This is a genomic window from Halobacillus sp. A1, assembly GCF_024189295.1.
In the GTDB taxonomy this organism is placed as follows: domain Bacteria; phylum Bacillota; class Bacilli; order Bacillales; family Halobacillaceae; genus Halobacillus_A.
In genome coordinates this window covers 1-17,959 of record NZ_JAIZEN010000003.1, presented here as the reverse complement: position 1 = coordinate 17,959, position 17,959 = coordinate 1, and the positions used below count along the sequence as shown (strand labels likewise).

The 17,959-nt window shown below is 40.0% G+C and carries 16 protein-coding genes and 1 riboswitch; of the genes, 2 read left to right on the top strand and 14 right to left on the bottom strand.

All coding sequences use genetic code 11. The annotated features are described in order from the left end of the window. Positions 1-93 precede the first annotated feature (93 nt). The 7 genes from LF817_RS04480 to LF817_RS04450 form a co-directional block, all read right to left on the bottom strand. On the bottom strand, positions 94-681 hold the full coding sequence (locus LF817_RS04480; protein ID WP_253934580.1) for a DUF2087 domain-containing protein: 588 nt from the start codon (positions 679-681) through the stop codon (positions 94-96). Positions 682-775: 94 nt separating this feature from the next. Beyond that, on the bottom strand, positions 776-1,639 hold the full coding sequence (locus LF817_RS04475) for a DUF1028 domain-containing protein (RefSeq protein WP_253934579.1): 864 nt from the start codon (positions 1,637-1,639) through the stop codon (positions 776-778). A gap of 317 nt (positions 1,640-1,956) precedes the next feature. Further along, complete coding sequence (locus LF817_RS04470; RefSeq protein ID WP_253934578.1) at positions 1,957-3,405, bottom strand: phospholipase D family protein; 1,449 nt, start codon at positions 3,403-3,405, stop codon at positions 1,957-1,959. Between the two features lie 140 nt (positions 3,406-3,545). Continuing rightward, positions 3,546-4,118, bottom strand: a complete 573-nt coding sequence (gene thiT / locus LF817_RS04465; RefSeq protein ID WP_253934577.1) for an energy-coupled thiamine transporter ThiT — start codon at positions 4,116-4,118, stop codon at positions 3,546-3,548. 81 nt (positions 4,119-4,199) lie between these two features. After that, a riboswitch (TPP riboswitch) is annotated at positions 4,200-4,300 on the bottom strand. 66 nt (positions 4,301-4,366) lie between these two features. Beyond that, the gene (locus tag LF817_RS04460; protein WP_253934576.1) at positions 4,367-4,792 is read right to left on the bottom strand and encodes a universal stress protein; all 426 of its coding nucleotides are present in this window, start codon (positions 4,790-4,792) and stop codon (positions 4,367-4,369) included. A gap of 99 nt (positions 4,793-4,891) precedes the next feature. Further along, positions 4,892-5,641, bottom strand: coding sequence for an alpha/beta hydrolase (locus tag LF817_RS04455; RefSeq protein WP_253934575.1), 750 nt, complete (start codon positions 5,639-5,641; stop codon positions 4,892-4,894). Beyond that, positions 5,638-6,492, bottom strand: a complete 855-nt coding sequence (locus LF817_RS04450) for an SDR family oxidoreductase (RefSeq protein ID WP_253934574.1) — start codon at positions 6,490-6,492, stop codon at positions 5,638-5,640. Before LF817_RS04450 ends, LF817_RS04455 begins: the two co-directional genes overlap by 4 nt. 345 nt (positions 6,493-6,837) lie before the next feature. On the opposite strand from LF817_RS04450, the gene LF817_RS04445 reads away from it, so the two are divergent. Then, positions 6,838-7,419: a YgjP-like metallopeptidase domain-containing protein gene (locus tag LF817_RS04445; protein WP_253934573.1), complete on the top strand. Its 582-nt coding sequence runs from the start codon at positions 6,838-6,840 to the stop codon at positions 7,417-7,419. A gap of 342 nt (positions 7,420-7,761) precedes the next feature. Here the strand turns inward: LF817_RS04445 and zupT are convergent, their stop codons facing one another. Continuing rightward, on the bottom strand, positions 7,762-8,568 hold the full coding sequence (zupT, locus tag LF817_RS04440) for a zinc transporter ZupT (RefSeq protein ID WP_253934572.1): 807 nt from the start codon (positions 8,566-8,568) through the stop codon (positions 7,762-7,764). A gap of 931 nt (positions 8,569-9,499) precedes the next feature. Next, a complete protein-coding gene (locus tag LF817_RS04435; protein WP_253934571.1) occupies positions 9,500-10,693 on the bottom strand; it encodes a dicarboxylate/amino acid:cation symporter in 1,194 nt (397 codons plus the stop codon). 282 nt (positions 10,694-10,975) lie between these two features. Between LF817_RS04435 and LF817_RS20365 the strand changes: the two genes are divergently transcribed. Continuing rightward, a complete protein-coding gene (locus LF817_RS20365) occupies positions 10,976-11,455 on the top strand; it encodes a 3D domain-containing protein (protein ID WP_371924997.1) in 480 nt (159 codons plus the stop codon). 43 nt (positions 11,456-11,498) lie between these two features. On the opposite strand, the gene LF817_RS04425 is transcribed toward LF817_RS20365, so the two are convergent. The 5 genes from LF817_RS04425 to LF817_RS04405 form a co-directional block, all read right to left on the bottom strand. Further along, complete coding sequence (locus tag LF817_RS04425; RefSeq protein WP_253934570.1) at positions 11,499-11,738, bottom strand: hypothetical protein; 240 nt, start codon at positions 11,736-11,738, stop codon at positions 11,499-11,501. A 1,016-nt stretch (positions 11,739-12,754) separates the two neighbouring features. Further along, entirely contained in the window at positions 12,755-13,153 is a 399-nt protein-coding gene (locus tag LF817_RS04420; RefSeq protein WP_253934569.1) for a secondary thiamine-phosphate synthase enzyme YjbQ, read from the bottom strand. Positions 13,154-13,171: 18 nt separating this feature from the next. After that, positions 13,172-14,131, bottom strand: coding sequence for a diaminopimelate epimerase (dapF, locus tag LF817_RS04415; protein ID WP_253934568.1), 960 nt, complete (start codon positions 14,129-14,131; stop codon positions 13,172-13,174). Between the two features lie 51 nt (positions 14,132-14,182). Continuing rightward, on the bottom strand, positions 14,183-16,210 hold the full coding sequence (locus tag LF817_RS04410; RefSeq protein WP_253934567.1) for an iron ABC transporter permease: 2,028 nt from the start codon (positions 16,208-16,210) through the stop codon (positions 14,183-14,185). Positions 16,211-16,339: 129 nt separating this feature from the next. Then, complete coding sequence (locus LF817_RS04405; protein ID WP_253934566.1) at positions 16,340-17,341, bottom strand: ABC transporter substrate-binding protein; 1,002 nt, start codon at positions 17,339-17,341, stop codon at positions 16,340-16,342. Positions 17,342-17,959 lie beyond the last annotated feature (618 nt).

Below are 17,959 nucleotides of genomic sequence, written 5' to 3'. Positions count from 1 at the left end.
CCCAAATTAGATATTCATCTAATTAGTTTCCTGAAATAAAAGTTCCGACCTATGTCAGAACTTTTTTTAAAAACCCATTTCATTTTTGACTTTTCAGCGCTTCACGACGAGCGGCCACATTTCTTTAGGGTTCAATTCATATTTACCCTGTTCCCGGTACATGAATTGATGCATAACCCATTCTCTTCTAATAGCTGCGTAATCCTCATGGAATGTCAAAACGTATTCATTCACTTCTTGCTCAGTATATAACTTCCCGTGCTCGAAACCTTGAACGTAATAAGAAAGAACAACGAGCTTTTTCTTAAGTTGACTGGGAATTCTCGTCAATTTCCCTTCCTTGCTAATGAAACTTCTCATTACCTTGAGCTGATCGGTTTCTGACATATACATCTCTTCTTGTTTCAATGGATCATCTCCTAACCTTAGAATTGCTGTAGCCATGAACTCGAGGCGTTTAGCATCTAAATAAAAATAAATCGTGTTCTTATCTCTTCTTGAATAAAGTACCCCTGTGTCTCTCAATTTCTTTAAATGATGAGTGATAGTAGGAGGTCTTAACCCCAATTTATGGGCGATGGCCTGGCCGTGAAGTGGTCCATTCTTTAAAAGAGAAACGATTCTGATCCTGGTTGGGTCACCAATTGCTTTATAGAAAGAAATCATTTTATCCAGCTGCATAGCATATCTCCCCTCTAATTAGATTTATATCTAATTAAATGATAATCTAATTCGATTTTTTACGCAATAAAAAAAGCTGCTTATTTAAGCAGCTTTATTCGTCCATCTGTTTTAAGAAATGCACAACTTCCCTATCAATCCATCCTTGCTTCTGTTCTCTCTCTTCGAAATTTTCTGTATGAAGGAAAGTGGTCAACCCTTTATATAAATCCTTGTCGTTCGGATTAGAATCCTTTAAATAACCGACACGATACAAGTGATAACCAACCTCTTCCTTCACTCCCCCCTTAAGCTGTTGGATTTGTTCAGGTTTAGACTCTGAAAAATATAATTGATGAAGGAGAAAAATCCTTTCTAATTCTTTGATAGGTTCTTGATGATCATCTACTCTTAGATCTACTAAAACATCACTTAACCCGCCATATCCACCTTTTTCCTTTACAACGTAAAGAGCCGCAGATTGTTTACCTCGACGATCTCCTCCAGCTTTTTGTGCAGATTGTAATGCTGCAAGCAACCTTTCGCTTAAATTACCTTTAGCATTTTCAAAAGCTTTCCCCATTTCAGTTACAGTTTCCTCATTCACTAAAATGTTTCCCTGGGCAGCAAAATGTTTGCCAGTGATCCCGCCAGCCCAGTCATAACAGTCTTCTCCTGTGTAAGTAGCTGCATTTCCCTGAAAATCCACTACTCCAATTTGCCGTTCACTCGCTCCTGGATCAGATTTGATCAATTGATCAATGGTCTGTTCAGCATTCAAGCCTGAGCTTAAGTGCTCCAAGCCATCCGGTCCATAAGCAGGATTGGCAAAAGCCTGAGTAGCTACTGCGCCTACACCAGCTTTTGCATAAGGTACTACAGCACCTACGCCAAGAAATTTTGATTGAACGGCTACACCCACCTCTCCTGTACTCGGATCTGCTGCGACAATAGAATATGTAGCAATAATATGCCTCAAACAATCACTCCCCTTTTCTACATTTATTCGACTTTCATATTAGAATACCTTCAAAAAAAGACCGTGTTAGCTTAGCGAATGAAGACAAGGATATTTCTTTTCCTTATATAATCGTGAGATCCCGACGCGTTAGCCCGAGGAAGATCACCGTATGCCCATGGAAAGCGAGTAATTTCCCGGACCTCCAAGCTCCATCCTTAAAAAAGGGATCATGAAACCCTTGAATTTGAGTCTTCATTATATTTAAAGAAGACTCAGAAAAAACTTGTAAGAGCAGTAAAAAAGCTGTCGATAAATTTATCGACAGCTCTGATTATTTAATAGGTGGTAAACCACGTCCACTTCTGAAGGTAGTACGTAATATATCTTCCTATCGTCATATTATCTTGATATTCTTCATAGTCAGCCGTGTAATTTCCGTCTTCATTGGACCAGATACGCGTAAAGTATTCATCAACTTGTTGGAATACCTCTTCCTCTGAAGGCCCTTTAATCCTTACATCTGCTTCAAGATTCAAGTTAGATAAATTTCTTCTTGTATAGTTACCTGAACCAGCGATAATCACACTTTCAGCATCCCTGTTTATATATAGCATTTTTGTATGATATTGCTCCATGTTCACGTCGTACCACTTAAGGTTAATGTTATCGTTTCCAAGCTCCTTCATTTCAGCTGCTACCGGTAAATTCGGAAGCCCGGATTTTTCATGTCCGAATGATTGCTTGTTCGGGTCCATGACAATGTTCACTTCGGCACCACGGTCAGCTGCTTTATCGAGTTGATCGATAATATTTCTTTCAGCTAAGTAATACATGCCAAGCCATACCGTATCACCTGATTCCGCTTTGGACAGCTCCTCAACTACAGCGTCTAATATTTTCCTTTCAGTAATATACTGTGCCTCTAAATTACCCGCTTCTTCTCCAAAGTCTCGGTTTTCATACTCAGGATAATCAGCTTCTCCTGAAAAATTGACGACTGCCTCTTCTGCTTCGAGAATATCTCCAATAATAGGTCCAGTCATTTTAAAAGCGACATTTTCATGAAGTCCACTCTCATCATGAGGATTCGCCGTAGACACCATGGCAGCATCTTCTGTTACTAGTACTTTTCTGTGGTTCGCCTTTACGTTTAAAAGTTTTAAGTAGGATCTGAGGGTTACGTCCGGTGCCTCTTTTGAAAATGGATTAGCAATCCATCCATCGCCGCCCGTACCCATCCAGCTGAAAAAGACTCTCCAAATACTTGAATATACAGGATTTGAATCCCTTAACCTATTTAAATCTGTCAATACTACATCTACTTCATGGTCTCTAAGACGATCAATTTCTGTTGACTCGTAGGATCCATACACCGTATTAATTTCATCTGTTATAAATACCACTTTCATATCTGGATGTTTTTCCTTTTGTTCTATAATATGGTCTGTTAGATTTCCAGCGATATTAGGGAATTTCTCGCCATCATCGCTATAGCTGTTAAATAAGAACATATCAATGACAATAAAGTCTTCAGCTTCTGAAATGACTTGATTGATTTCTTCAAATATCTCGAGTTCGTGCACGACTTCACCATTTTCGTCCTCATAAGTCAAGTCTTTATAAAATTCTATGTCTTCAATGTTCCTGAATTCGCCTTCATAAGACGTCCCTTCAGGTAAACTTTTCCACGAGACATGGTACGCAGTAACTACAGATAATAAAAGGATAATTCCAACAATTATCCAAAACCATTTTTTCTTATGAATATTCTTTATTTTTTTCAACTCCAGCCGCCCCAATCCTTAACTCCATTATGTACAAGCTATCCTTAAATTAAAGGTAACACTCCTTCATATAAAAGTATATGTGGAAATAAAAGGGCCTGTCTGATTATTATACGGTAATCAGACAGGCTTATGATCAATTATGCACTTTGGGTTAAGATGGAAGGACGTTTTAGGAATAGTAAACCAAGAACGATCGTACTTACTATAAATGCCGGGAGCATATATCCTCCATTATAGATTAATGAGTATAACCACACTGGCTGTCCTTCAGGAGCAAATTCACCATAGAATACAATTCCAGCCACAAAATGACCAAGAAAACGGAATAGACTACCTATGAAGGCTCCGGCTATCACCCATGTCATCAATTTCTTTTTACGATGAGCTGCCGCTGCATCCCATACTGGCTTAGCAAATACTCCAGCCAGTCCTATCACTCCGAAAGCTACAATATAGTCTAATAGGGTCTGGAGAGGAGTGACCATTATAGCACCAAATAGAATTTGATAAATACCTAATAGTACACCGGTTAAAACTCCACCGCTGAGCCCCCACCTGAAGGCCATAATAAATACCGGAACCATGGCAAAAGAAACTGATCCTCCTTGTGCCCATAGTTTGAATGATAGAAATGGTATAACGTCTAGTAGAATAGCAAGTGCAGAAAAAATTGCCACTTCTACTAGAAACAAGACTCTTTTGTTCCTCATTTTGTATCTCCCCTTTTTAAAGACACAAAAAAAGCAATGCCAAAGGGGAAAGCTTCCTGATGGAGGAATCCCGTGCATCGCCATCAAAAAAGCCACCATCCCTGCGTCAGTACTAACTGACAGGTTCGAAGGGTCTGAACTACACGTTCACTCTCAGCGCAAAGGCTCCCCCTGAAGGCTCATATTTCGTTTGCTTTTCTTGCTATAATTATATTATATATGATGAGAATAACTGTGACAAATGTTAGCTAAGGTACGATCGTAACGGGAATTGTGGTTGACTGCAGCACACCGTAACTGACACTGCCGAGAATGGCCCCTTTCACGCGCCCGACTCCTCTTGTGCCCATTACAATAATATCTGCGTCTGAGTCACTTGCTTCTTCAAGAATCACCTGATCAGGGATCCCCATTCTTTTTCGCAGTGTATAATCAACATTACTGTCTTTCAAAAACTCTTCTGCTCTATCAAAAGACTCTCGTGCAGCGTCATCCAAGTAAGACTTAATTTGATCTTGCGTTGCAAAGCGTCTTACATTTCTCGTATTATAATCGAATTGGACATTCAGAATGATCAGTTTACTGCCATCTTCCTTAGCTGTATCCACCGCATATCTCAATGCACGCTCTGAACTAGGTGAAGCATCAAAAGGTACAAGCAGAATTTTTTTCATTTCTACCCCCTCCTTACTTCTATTATACTTGAAATGGTGAGAATGAGCCATGGCATCCAAGAATTCTCAAAAGAGCTGAAATACGTAATCAGCTCGTAATTATTTTGCGTTAGAATACATCACGAAAAATTCCAGGCTTCTTTCAATGATGATGTCCTGATCGTTATCCAATGTAGCCACATGGTAGCTGTTATCTAAGTGAATCAGCTCCTTATGTTCTGATAAGACCGTTTCAAATACCATTTCTGAATTCTCAGGAGGCACAACATGATCTTCTTCCGATACAAATATAAAAATCGGGCAGTGAATTTTCGCTAATTGATCGTGCACTTCCGTCATCAAAGTCAGCAAGTTTTGAATAGAACGGACAGGCGTTCTTTGATAAGCGAGCTCTTCAACTCCTTCTTTTTTTATATCCGAACCAATGGCAGCAATATATCGATCATCTGTCTGTTCTACTATGTTTTCCATAGCTGGTATGTCGATTGCTGCGTTAATGGGAACTACCCCGGCAATTTTATCATAACGAGCAGCCATACTTAGAGCCAGAGTCCCACCCATTGATAAGCCTACAGCAAATACTTTAGAACACCTCTTTTCAAGCCACTGAAAAGCATCCTCGACCGAATGTATCCAATCATGGTAAGTAGTTTCTTCCATTTCTTCGGGAGACGTCCCGTGCCCTTTCAAGCGAGGAGCAGCAATGCTGTACCCTTCTCTTGCATATGCTTCTACTAATGGTTTCATACTTTGGGTTGTTCCTGTAAATCCATGACAGACTAATATACCTATTTCGTTTCCTTCGTAAAAAACTTCCTCTGCACCTTTTTGAACTTGATGTACTGTCATTTATCCCTCTCCTTTTTATAGAGTATTTTATTGAGCACAGTCTTTTCAAGAAAAGACCATGGCAAACACCTTTTTAACAGAATGTTCATTCGAACACCCGGACCGATAGGATAGCGGAGTTTTTTCAAGGTGTTTTTCTCAGCCAACTGTGTTAAGAGAACGGCTACCTTACGGGGGTCTTCATGGGTTTCACTATTCAACGCTTTCCATAACCCTTTAGTATACTGATAATAAGGAGAATCAGGATGATAAACCGCCGGGGGCAGTTCTAAACCTGATGACCAGATATTCGTTTCGTAAGAACCTGGTTCTATAAGCGCCACATCTATGCCGAAGGGTTTCAATTCAAAGCGCAGGCTCTCAGACACCCCTTCAAGCGCATGCTTTGAACTCACATAAGCTGAGAGACCAGGAAAGCCGATCAGACCACTAATACTACTGATATTCAATATTTTACCGTATCCTTGACTTCTCATTTTAGGAAGTACGGCTTTAGTGACTCGAATGACTCCGAATACATTTGTTTCGAATTGACGCCTGTAATCTTCAATTGGAACCTGTTCTAGAAAGCCGCCTAAAGCAAACCCTGCATTGTTGACCAATACGTCTATGCGCTCCAATTTTCCAACAAGATAGCCAAAATGCTGTAATGAGGAATCATCGGTTACATCTAATTTCCATACCGTGATATTTTCAAGAACCTCATCAGTAAGCTGAGATTTCTTGAAAACATCCAGTTTCTCAGGATTACGTATCGTAGCGATTACTTTCATTCCTCTTTCCGCACATTTTACCGCTGTATGATATCCAAAACCGCTCGTTGCCCCAGTAATCAGAACCGTAGGCTGCATCTTAACCCTCCGTTCGGTAAATCTTCTGTTCTATCATCTCTTACCCTTTTTCGCTCTCATGTAAATCCGTTTTGTAAAGATAATCCACTTTTAAAGATTGTCCTTTTTTTAAAATTTATAGATTAGCGATTGGGAAAACTGAAGTCGGGCTATGTGAGCAATTTTAGATTTGGATATTTACCCTGGTCGGCATCACGGGGGAGACGTCGCCATCAGAGTAGTATTGTTTCCTATTAATTACTGAGGCACCTCTTTTACAAGGTATCTAGTTCCTTGTTTTAAGTTTTGACGCTGATCTCCCCTTTTATTACAATTGAAACTAACGCAAAGAGAGAGGGGATTCCCATGCCCGTTTTAAAAATTGAAGAAGACACAATCAATTTTTCTTATTACAAGAAAGACGATGTATCATTTGTAAAGATATATTTGGATAATCTCAATGGAGTAAGGGTTACAGCTCATACTGATAAATCAGAAGAAGATGTCAAGGCCTTCCTGAGAAAAAAGAAAAATTGGCTTGATGAGAAGTGGAAAAAGCTCCACCTCGATCTTTATACAGAGAATAAACTGAAAGAGAATGCTAAAATCGCATACTTAGGCAGAAAATACAGATTGAACATAGAGGAAACGACTAGTAAAGAACCTGGTTTCACTTTTCATAAAGGTAAATTTAAATTTACGTGTCCTCATTCACTTTCAAAAAATAACCGAGAACAAAATTTCACCCAGCTAATGGAAAATTGGTTACAGAAAAAAGCTGAAGAAAAATTTCCACAGCTTCATAAAGGCGCAGTCATGGAAAACGATCTATACCGCTTAGGCGTAAAAACAGATTCAGCCATCTACTTAAATTGGCGCTTGGTCAAACGTTCCAAACAGGAGATTTCAAAAGTCATTGAAGATTTAAAACAAGAAAAAACCTACTAAAAAAGTGTAGAGCTGAAGCTCTACACTTTTTTAATGAGTGACTCTGTTAAATTTCCGTGTTGATTTTCATATAAGCTCGTTTTTCTTGAGTGCTCCTTTTGGAGATTTTCCTATGGCAGTAATAGCGGCTTTAGTGGACATGTGGTGAGTATTTATCATAATTCGCCTTCCGGGCTCTTACTCACCGTATTCATCCCACAGAAGGCTCTCCACGCTCTCAAGGAAAGAGAGCCATTCCCCCCGCCAAGAAACTTTCTAATCTCTAGGAATCTAGCCTTCAACCTTCCATCCGTATCATTCAAATAATTCAATTATAAAAACCAACAGCTACGTTTAACTTAGCTAAATGAATAATAATAAACTTAATGACATAACCATCATTCCCGCCACAACACCATAAATGGAAAGATGTGCCTCTCCATATTTACGGGAAGCAGGCAGCAATTCATCCAAAGAAATAAAGACCATGATCCCAGCTACACCAGCAAACAAAATACCAAACATCAAATCATTAAGAAACGGCATTAATAACAAATAAGCTGCAAGTGCGCCTACTGGTTCAGCAAGGCCTGATAAAAACGATAACTTAAATGCTTTTTTCTTGTCTCCTGTAGCAAAGTATACAGGGACTGAGACAGCGATACCTTCTGGAATGTTATGAATAGCAATGGCTACAGCAATCGCAAACCCTAGTGACGGATCCTGGAGAGTCGAAGTGAAAGTTGCAATACCCTCAGGGAAGTTATGAATAGCTATTGCCAGAGCAGTAAATGTTCCCATTTTTAGAAGCTGCTTATTTTTTATCTCCTCAGGCGACTTAGACATATCCTCTACTTTCTTAACTTCATGCGGATTACCCTGCTTAGGAATTGCTTTATCAATGAGTGCGATAACTAGCATTCCTCCAAAGAAGCTGGCCACATTCACCCAGTTTCCAGTTACTTCTCCAAGTGCATTCACAAGTGATTCCTGAGCTTTGAAGAAAATTTCTACAAATGAAACATAAATCATGACTCCAGCCGAAAATCCTAAAGCAAGAGATAAAAACCTCGTATTAGTGGTTGAAGTAAAGAAAGCTAGAATACTTCCGATACCTGTAGCCAATCCGGCCATTAATGTAAAACCAAAAGCGAGCAGCACATTTTCCATAAAATACCTCTCCTTCTCCATATCTGTTTATCTAAATTTAGTTTAGTACAAAACTTTCCTTAGTGCAACTTTTTTAGTTATAGGTATATTTTATGTAGGCGGGTAAGTTTTGACACTAAAAAAAGACCTCATTTTGAATTTCTTCAATATAAAATCTCCCTTTATTCACCGACTTCTTGACCATCCGGTAAAGAAGTATCAATTGAGCACTTTCATTAACTAATTCATACTTATATACAGTGATTTTCCACTTTACCATCAACCGCTGCCTTAATGGTTAGAATTACACTTACACCAACCTTACCCCAATTGGGGCAGCAGCAACACTCTAAAAATATGTTTAATTAAACCCCGAGAAAACCTCCATAGTTCGTCTTTTCAAGACTCTTTTGCATTAAGATCGTAAAAATTCAGTTTTTCATTCTAATACTGTTGTAAACGCACGACCACCTTTTGGCTTACTGCATAAAATAATCAAACCACCTGAGAGGAGTGTTGATCATGAGTGGTCGTCCAAACAAAAAAGATGCCCAAGATTCACCGAGAACAAGGAAGAGCTGCTGTGGAAAAAAGCGAAAAGGAACAAAATGATAAAAAAAGCAAAATTATTCTAAATAGCTCAGATATTCAGGATAGCCTAAAATTACAAACGAATTACCATCAGATCTGAATGCTAATTTCACTGCCAACACGGAAAAAAGCTCGGAAGTCATCTAAGGCTCCGAGCTTTTTAACATATAATGTTTATTCAATGAAAGCTATATTATCGGATGACTCAGCTTTGTTCCTGAGAATTGATATTGGCGAGCTATTAAACATATTAAATGTAGAGTGAGTACAGAAAAAGCACACCAATCAATATAAAAAGTCGAGTATAAAATCATTGAGATTTCATACTCGACTTTACCCGAAATATATAGTTTCTTCTAGTTTATCCGAACTTCTTTTTCTGGACTGTATCCAAATTCGCTTTTTTACCAGCTAAACGATTCGCAATCGTAGTAAGCGCTCCGTCGCCAGTCACATTTGTTGCTGTCCCAAAGCTGTCCTGAGCTAAATAAAGAGCGATCATCAAGGAAACCATTACTGAACTGAAACCTAACATACTTTCCAGCAATCCTACAGCAGCCATTACGGCTCCACCCGGAACTCCTGGTGCAGCTACCATGGTAACCCCTAGCATAAGAATAAAGGGGAATACATCCATAAAACTAGTAGCTTGTCCTTGCATATACATCACAGCCATGGCACAGCTCGTAATTGTTACTGTACTGCCGGCCAAGTGCACATTTGCTAATAAAGGTACGGCAAAGTCTGCTACTCTTTCTCTTACACCAATTTGTTTCGTATGCTTCAACGTCACCGGAATAGTTGCGGCAGAAGACTGAGTCCCTAATGCTGTAAAATATGCCGGCGTCATTTTTTTAAGAAGATAGAAAGGATTAGCTCTATGCATAGCACCAGCAACCCCGTATACAGAGACTAAATAAATAAGATGCAGAATAATGATCATGACGAACACTTTAGCAAACACACTTAAAATAGTCGCTACCTGACCAGCATAACTCATGTTAGCAAAAATCCCGAATATATGGAAAGGCAATAATGGGATGATAATTTTCTCAATCACTTTATATATGATGGAACGGAATTCATCCATTGTTTTATAAAGAGTGTTCCCTTTAACTGCTGTCATTCCGACACCTATGATAAAAGAGAATATTAAAGCAGCCATGACATCGATCATAGGAGTCATTTCCACCGTGAAGGAAGCTTCTACCAATGATTCCTCTGGATTAGACATTTCACTCGAATCCTGGGTGTTCAAAATAGCTGGATAAAGGTTGGAAGCAGCAAGATAAGCTGCCACACCTGCTAGTACAGTAGAAAGGTAAGCCAGTCCTGCGGTAAGGCCAAGCATTTTCCCAGCACCTTTTCCTATAGAAGCTATGCCTGGAGCGATGAAGCCTATGATAATGAGCGGAATGACAAATCCTAGAAAATTATCGAACAGACCTGTAAACGTGGCAAAGAGTTCAATCGCCCCTTCTGGCACTACTAACCCAATAACAATACCTAGAATGATAGCAATAATAATTCTTGCAAGTAATGGTACTTTCTTCATCACATTTTCCCTCTCTTTTCAAAAAATTTAGTCAATTAAAGTAGTGCAGAGTTTTTTTCTTCATCCACATTAACGTACATATTCTATTTTGTGAAGGGAAAAATTACTTTGAATAGCCTTTAATAGTCAAAAAAATAATAAAAGCGCTTACCTTTTTGAGGTTACTTTTGATATACAGCTTTGTCATTAAAACGTAATGTTTTTGTAGTGCTTTTGTATTTGTTATAAATCTATCACCTTGATATAATTCAATGAGTGTCAAAGAGAAAGGGGTAAAAAGTCATGAAGTTTGCCATTATATTGTTTTCTTTTATGTCCTTTTATACTTTAGGAATACTAGGCTTTAATCCTGACCCTTCTCATATCCAAGCAGATGAAAAAGCAGAAATGAAAGAAACAGTCCTCTCTGAGAAATCAGAAAAACACCAGAGATTTATAAATGATGATAATGAAAACGAAAAAGAAGTTATAAAAACTGTGAATGTTGAGGCTACTGCCTATACAGCTTTTTGTGAAGGATGCAGCGGCGTTACGAGAACGGGAATAGACTTGAGAGATAATCCTGATCAAAAAGTCATTGCTGTAGACCCTGACGTCATTCCTTTAGGTTCTAAAGTCCATGTTCCTGGCTATGGTGAAGCCATTGCGGGTGATACAGGCGGAGCGATTAAAGGTAACCGTGTAGATTTGTTCATGGAAGAGAATAGTGAAGCAAAGGATTATGGACGTCAGCAAATAGAAGTGGAAGTTTTATCTTCCTAAATAATAAAAAGGCAGCTCTTAGTAACTAAGAGCTGCCTTTTTATTATTCTTTTGAAAAACTCGTACGTTGTGTGTACTCACTCAAATAATAACTTTCAACACTGGACGTATGAATCGATACTCCATCTTCCAGGAACCACCACTCACCTCTGTCCAGCTGCTTCGAAATAAATTCCATCGTTTCTCTCTCAGTCATCTCTTCGCTTAAGTCCAAGTCATGAGTTACAACTCGGCCGCTTATGAGAAGAAACACTACTTTCCAATCTCTTTTGCTTGAAGCCATTAATGTCACCTTCCTTTATGTATTCGTATAAATCTTTTCCCTATTTAATTATAGGTTAATCTTTATTTTTATTTTTTTCAAAATCCTGATTATTTTTTACCATTATATAAAGATAATGTTATGTTAAAGCTCCGTGTTGATATGTAAATAAGCTCCTTTTAGTGGAGACTCAGTTTCGAGGAATTTGGACTGTTTCCGTGACTATTAATAGTGCTTGAAGGTCCGGGAAATCACTCGCTTTCCATGGGCGTACGGTGAGCTTCCTCGGGCTAAGCGCCCTCCGGGATCTCACCCTGTACTTTCATCCCATAGGAGTCTCGCAATTTCCCGGCCCTTCTTGCGCTTGTTAGGTTCACGGAAACACCTGAGACAGTGCTTTGATAGAAGTACAGCTATTTTGAGTGGCAACGAAAAATCGCCCCAATTCCAATACCCCATTACAACAAATTGTTCTATTCATGGCTACATGTTTAGTGTTAATAGACAAGCGCTTTTTCGCTTTTTGTTTTCCCGGATAAGCTTAATTGTGATCCATTTCAAGAAAATGTATAACTCAAGCAGCGGAAGAAAACGGTAAGATTCTTATTAAAAAGCATAATTGCTCTGACCAGCGGCGTATGGATCGGACTGAGCTGTTCGAGATATAGGAAACACGAAGAACGAAGAATTTCGATATTTCCTTATCGAACAAAAAAAGTGGAGGAAGTCTCCTCGGTTGATATTTGCGAGTTGAGCATGGAATAGAATAGCTAAGAATTTTCATATTATGTGAATTACGAGAAACTCATCTATAGTAAAGGGCGGCGGGGAATGGTGAGACTCCTGTGCGAAGCTCACCGCGCTCCCACGGAAAGCGAGCCATTCACCGCCCTGATCCACTCACCCAATCTCTCGAAATCAAGTCTTCCACTAACCTTCCATATTGTTGAACAACTCACTTACCAAAGTCTACAACCACCTTCAATATAGACAAAGATAAAAACGACAGGTAATCAATACCTGCCGCCATCACCCGTTCATGATGTTATTTTCACATGGACCTTTCGTGATCTAGGACCATCAAACTCACAGAAATAAATTCCCTGCCATGTGCCGAGCAGAAGCTCTCCATCTGTGATGATAATGGTTTGTGCATGGCCTACTGTACTCGTTTTCATGTGCGCAGCCGTATTGCCTTCCATATGCTTATCTTCCGCTTGCTCCCATGGGTATACTTCACGGAATCTTCTCAGCATATCTGTTTTTACATCAGGGTCGGCATTTTCATTAATTGTAATTCCAGCGGTTGTATGCGCTGAAGAAACTATGACCGTCCCTTCCTTTACACCTTGCTCGCGCACCCAATCAGAAATTTTGCCTGTTATATCAATCATCTGGTCATGGTGGTCTGTTTTAACTGGAAAAGTTTTTAACACAATATCACCTTTCTCTCATTAAATTTGAGATGAAGCGTATTCTTTAAGTTTCTCATACTTGTCGATTTCGGAGTGATGCGTTTCGGTTTCAATCCAATTCCATTCACTAGTTGAGAGATTCACGTCTATAGACGCACTGTACACGTTTGTTGCATTCCCTCTTAATTGGATTTTGTAACGTCTATCCGCTTTTTCAACGACACAGTTTACAAGACCACCTTTGTTTATAACGACTATCGGTGTTTCTAAATCGTTAGGCCCAAGAATCGTCGATACTAGAGTAGAAGCTGACATCGCTGTGCCACAAGCGTTCGTCAAGCCGACTCCTCGTTCAAAGGTTTGTACAAAGATCTTATTTTTCCCAAGGATTTGAACGAAACTTACATTGACTCCTTTAGGAAATACAGAAGGAGAGTTGTTAGCTTTCTCGCCGATATCGATAAGGTCCTGTTGAACAACCTCATCCACAATCGTGACGATATGCGGATTAGGTACACTTAACGCTGTGAAAGTGAAATCGTGTGAAAGGCCGGGAATTTCTACATCCATCGCCTCTGCCTTCTCGTAATTCATCGGTAACGTTTCTACTTCAAATGATACCGGTTCTATGTCTACAGAGAAAGTGTCTATTCCTTTATATATAGGTTCTACTTGCTCCACAGCAAGCACGGCCTTCTCAGTTTCTATATGAATAGACGCACGGCCGTCACGCTGGATAATATGACGCGCCACACAGCGTAAACCATTTCCACACATTTCAGCCTCGGTACCGTCTGAATTAAACATGCGCATTCTCGCTTCGGCAACATCACTTTTCATTACAAACAGGATTCCGTCTGAGCCTACCCCGTTCTTTCTGTCGCATAGCAATACGGAAAGCTGTCTTCGCTCTTCTTCAGAGAATGTGTAGCTATTTGTAACTTCATCAATCAAAATAAAATCATTTCCTGATCCATGACACTTAATAAAATTAATCATTCTTATACTCCCTCTACCTTTTTTATCATTATCATAGCATATTTTACTGCATTATACAGACCGTCGCTTCATGAGCCATAAGAAATAAGGAGCTCCTATTAAAGCTACCAAAATCCCCGAGGGGATCTCATTAGGTGCAAGAAGTGTGCGGCTGAACAAATCAGCTACAACAAGAAGGAATCCTCCGATGAGCATCGTCACGGGAAGCAGCTTTTGATTCGCACTGCCAACAAGTAATCTTGAAAAGTGAGGTGCGATCAGCCCAACAAATCCAATTGAACCCACAGCAGCCACACTGCATGCTGCAAGTAAAGTTGCTAATAAAGCTAATTGAAAACGCACATAAACTACATGAAGCCCGAGTCCTCTAGCAGCTTCATCCCCTAATGAAAGGACATCCAAGTTTTTAATATAAAAAGCTAGTAGTGGAATAAATATCAAAATCGGCCAAAGCAGAAACTGCAATATTTCACTCCATCCTCTAGCATACGTCGTGCCTGATAACCAAGTTAATGCTGAGGCTACTCCTAATTCGGATTGTACGACCATGATTTGTATTAATGCTGAACCAAAGGCTGAAATCCCTATACCTAACAAAGCTAATGTCGTAGGATGAAATTCAGCTTTAGCACCCAGAGCCATCACAATCAAGAAAAAAACAAAAGCCCCTGTCATAGCCCCAATAGGAACCCAAAAAGCCGAAACACTGAAGAAGTACATCGTTGCAAGTGCACCAACCCCTGCACCAGATGTTATCCCAATGACTGACGGGTCTGCTAAAGGGTTCCTTAAGACTCCTTGAAAAATGAGCCCGCTTACAGCAAGGACAGCACCGCTTAATAAAGCTACAAGCGAGCGGGGCAACCTGGAATCTATTATGAAACCCCTCATAAATTCATTCGTTCCACCGAACAATGCATCATACGCTACAAGAGGTTCAAAACCGTAGTTCCCTGAAGACATGCTTACAGCGACCGTAGCAAGAATTATCACAGATAGAATCGGAATGATTTTCTTCAATGGCAGGTTGACTGCGACTTTCCCTGCGAGAATTGATCCCGTCTCTTTTGTGTTTGAAGCCTGTTTCATCCTGAGGACCAGCCAGATGAGCCATGGGGAACCAACGAGAGCAGTAATTGCACCGACCGGCAGCTCAGAAAAGGATGGGTCGATGATTCTCGCTGCAACATCTGCTAATAACAGGACATTAGCTCCCCAGAGGAAAGAACCGATCATTAATGGAAAATGCGTACGGTATCCTATTAATTTAATCAAATGAGGCGCCACAAGTCCTACAAAACCGATAGGCCCAACAACACTTACAGTTACCGAAGTAAGGAGCACAGCTGCTAAAATGGAAACGAGCTTTACAGAACGTATATTTTGACCAAGAGCCGTAGCTACATCATCACCTAATGCTAAAGTATCCAACTTTGGTGCATAGAAAAGCAATAACAGAAAAGCACCTGCCACAAAAGGCAAGGAAAATTGAACGCCGTTCCAATCGTTCTGTACTAAAGTTCCAGATCCCCATAAAAATAGACCTTGAGTTTCGTTTTCATAAAAAATCTGAAGCATAGAAGTGAGAGAAGAGAACAGAAAGGTCACGATCATACCAGCTAATACCATACGAACAGGAGTAGCGTCATTCCCGCCAGAAAGTATATATACAAAGCCGAATGTGAGAATACCCCCTATAAAAGCCGTGATAATTCCATTGGCGGCCAATGCAAATGGCATATAAATAGTTGTCACGATTACAGCAAAGTATGTACCCGAATGAATCCCCAAAGTACTGGCGGAGGCCAGAGGGTTTTTCGTAACCGTTTGTAGAACCACACCTGAAATGGCGAGAGCTCCACCTGCAAGAATACCAATGACAGCACGAGGGAGTCTAAGGACACGGACGGTATGGTGTTCAATCAGATTAGCTGGATCCACGATAGCTTGAACTACCGTAGATAAGGGCAGGGAAACATTGCCCTGATTAATATGTATAAAAGTCAATAAGCATAATAAGATGCTCCCACCTCCAAAGGTGAGAGCTCCTACTACTACTTTTTTATATAATTGATTCATCTTCAATCACTACCTTTTACTTGCAGTAATGGGCAGGAAGAATAATATCTCCTGCCCATATTTTATCAGTATAAGTCATCACTTGTTCGTGGTACGGATTTTAGTCGAACAGGAGTAAATGTCTGTGGCTTACTCACTTTCTCCTTCTTTTTCTAATACGGAATCGACCACTTGCTCAGCTAATACTTCCGCAGACAATGGGCCGCCAAATGTCCATGTACTTCCCGGCATTTGATACAGCCGGTCGTTTTTAACGAAATCCAATTCTTCCCATACGGGGTTCCCAGCTAATTGTTCATCAAAAATATTGTCTTCGTCTTGAACGATGTAGAAGAAATTAGAATCTTGATAGTTTTGCAATGTCTCTACCGTAGTTTCAGTATATCCGTAAATTTCCAGTTCTTCAGATTCATAGTCGTTTGTCATTCCAAGCTCACCCATCACGTTAGCTACCATAGAATTGTCTGTAAATAGACGAAGTGTTGGAGTGTTTTGCGCAGTAAAGGCTTGGCTGATGACGTAATTCATATCATCCTGGCCAGCTTCTTCAAGACGGGCTCTCTGCTCTTCAAAGGATTGCTCCATTTCACTTACAGCTTGCTCAGCCTCGTCTTCTTTATCAACGGCAGTTGCTACAGTATTGAACTCTTCAAGCATAGCATCAAATTGGTTCTGGGCACTCTCCTCAGAATAAGGAGCAAACATAAGGGTTGGTGCAATCTCCTCTAAATCTTCAGCAATTTCCTCATGACGGAAATCAACTCCGATAATCAAATCCGGCTCAAGACGGGAAATGGCTTCGAGGTTAGGCTCCTGTCTAGTACCTACATCTTCAACTGAATCGCTGAAAGGAATGCCCACATCAACCCAGTCTCCATATGAATCAAGATCGGCTACCCCGGTGGGCTCCATGCCTAAAGCTTGCAGTTCTTCTGCATAGGACCACTCTAGTACAACAACATTTTCTGGTGTACCTTCAATTGTTTTTTCCCCCGTTGCGTCCTCCACTGTCACTGATCTAGTTTCGTCATCTGAAGATGTTTCATTTTCCGTTTCTTCCTCATTATCACCGCTGCACGCAGCTAAAATCATTATGGATAAAATTAAAAGTAACATCAAAAGCTTTTTCATTAAACTCTCGACCCTTCTGTATTAGATTAAGTCAACTTCAGATCGTTACAATATGTATATTAAAATCAAAGCCAACTTTTAAATGATAAGGATTATCATTATCAAAATGATATCGAAACCTTTATATCATGTCAATGAAAATGTTTGTTTGGAAAGAAGTGCGAAAGTTGATTCTTATGTTTTCATATATAAACTCCGTATTCTTCAAGACTTAGTTTCGATACATTCAGGGAGTTTCCATTACTTGGAATAGAGGTGGAAGGTCCGGGAAATCAATCGCTTTCCAAGGGCGTACGGTGAGCTTCCTCAACTAAAACCGACTCTAATTCAAACCAACGACTTGATTGATGTGAGAGGTGGGAGAAGGAGATAGGCGAGAACCCACAGGTCTTTACAGGTAAGCGAGAAGCTTCCCAAACACGGCAATCTAGAATATGAGTATTCTACAATCCTTCTTTACTGTTCAATTACTCTCTTATGAACATTAACCGCCACCTTTAACATAGACGTTCATGCTAATTTTTCGCACCATGACATATGAAAATGGTTCCCTAGCGGGTATTAGTATAGTACAGTCAGCGGCTCCTATCAAAGATCGAGAAGGCGTGATGTCACCGA

Coding starts and splice junctions, on each gene's coding strand:
- LF817_RS04480 (WP_253934580.1), bottom strand. CDS start 681: ATGCAGCTGGATAAAATGATTTCTTTCTATAAAGCAATTGGTGACCCA.
- thiT (WP_253934577.1), bottom strand. CDS start 4,118: ATGAGGAACAAAAGAGTCTTGTTTCTAGTAGAAGTGGCAATTTTTTCT.
- LF817_RS04460 (WP_253934576.1), bottom strand. CDS start 4,792: ATGAAAAAAATTCTGCTTGTACCTTTTGATGCTTCACCTAGTTCAGAG.
- LF817_RS04455 (WP_253934575.1), bottom strand. CDS start 5,641: ATGACAGTACATCAAGTTCAAAAAGGTGCAGAGGAAGTTTTTTACGAA.
- LF817_RS04450 (WP_253934574.1), bottom strand. CDS start 6,492: ATGCAGCCTACGGTTCTGATTACTGGGGCAACGAGCGGTTTTGGATAT.
- LF817_RS04445 (WP_253934573.1), top strand. CDS start 6,838: ATGCCCGTTTTAAAAATTGAAGAAGACACAATCAATTTTTCTTATTAC.
- zupT (WP_253934572.1), bottom strand. CDS start 8,568: ATGGAAAATGTGCTGCTCGCTTTTGGTTTTACATTAATGGCCGGATTG.
- LF817_RS04435 (WP_253934571.1), bottom strand. CDS start 10,693: ATGAAGAAAGTACCATTACTTGCAAGAATTATTATTGCTATCATTCTA.
- LF817_RS20365 (WP_371924997.1), top strand. CDS start 10,976: ATGAAGTTTGCCATTATATTGTTTTCTTTTATGTCCTTTTATACTTTA.
- LF817_RS04425 (WP_253934570.1), bottom strand. CDS start 11,738: ATGGCTTCAAGCAAAAGAGATTGGAAAGTAGTGTTTCTTCTCATAAGC.
- dapF (WP_253934568.1), bottom strand. CDS start 14,131: ATGATTAATTTTATTAAGTGTCATGGATCAGGAAATGATTTTATTTTG.
- LF817_RS04410 (WP_253934567.1), bottom strand. CDS start 16,210: ATGAATCAATTATATAAAAAAGTAGTAGTAGGAGCTCTCACCTTTGGA.
- LF817_RS04405 (WP_253934566.1), bottom strand. CDS start 17,341: ATGAAAAAGCTTTTGATGTTACTTTTAATTTTATCCATAATGATTTTA.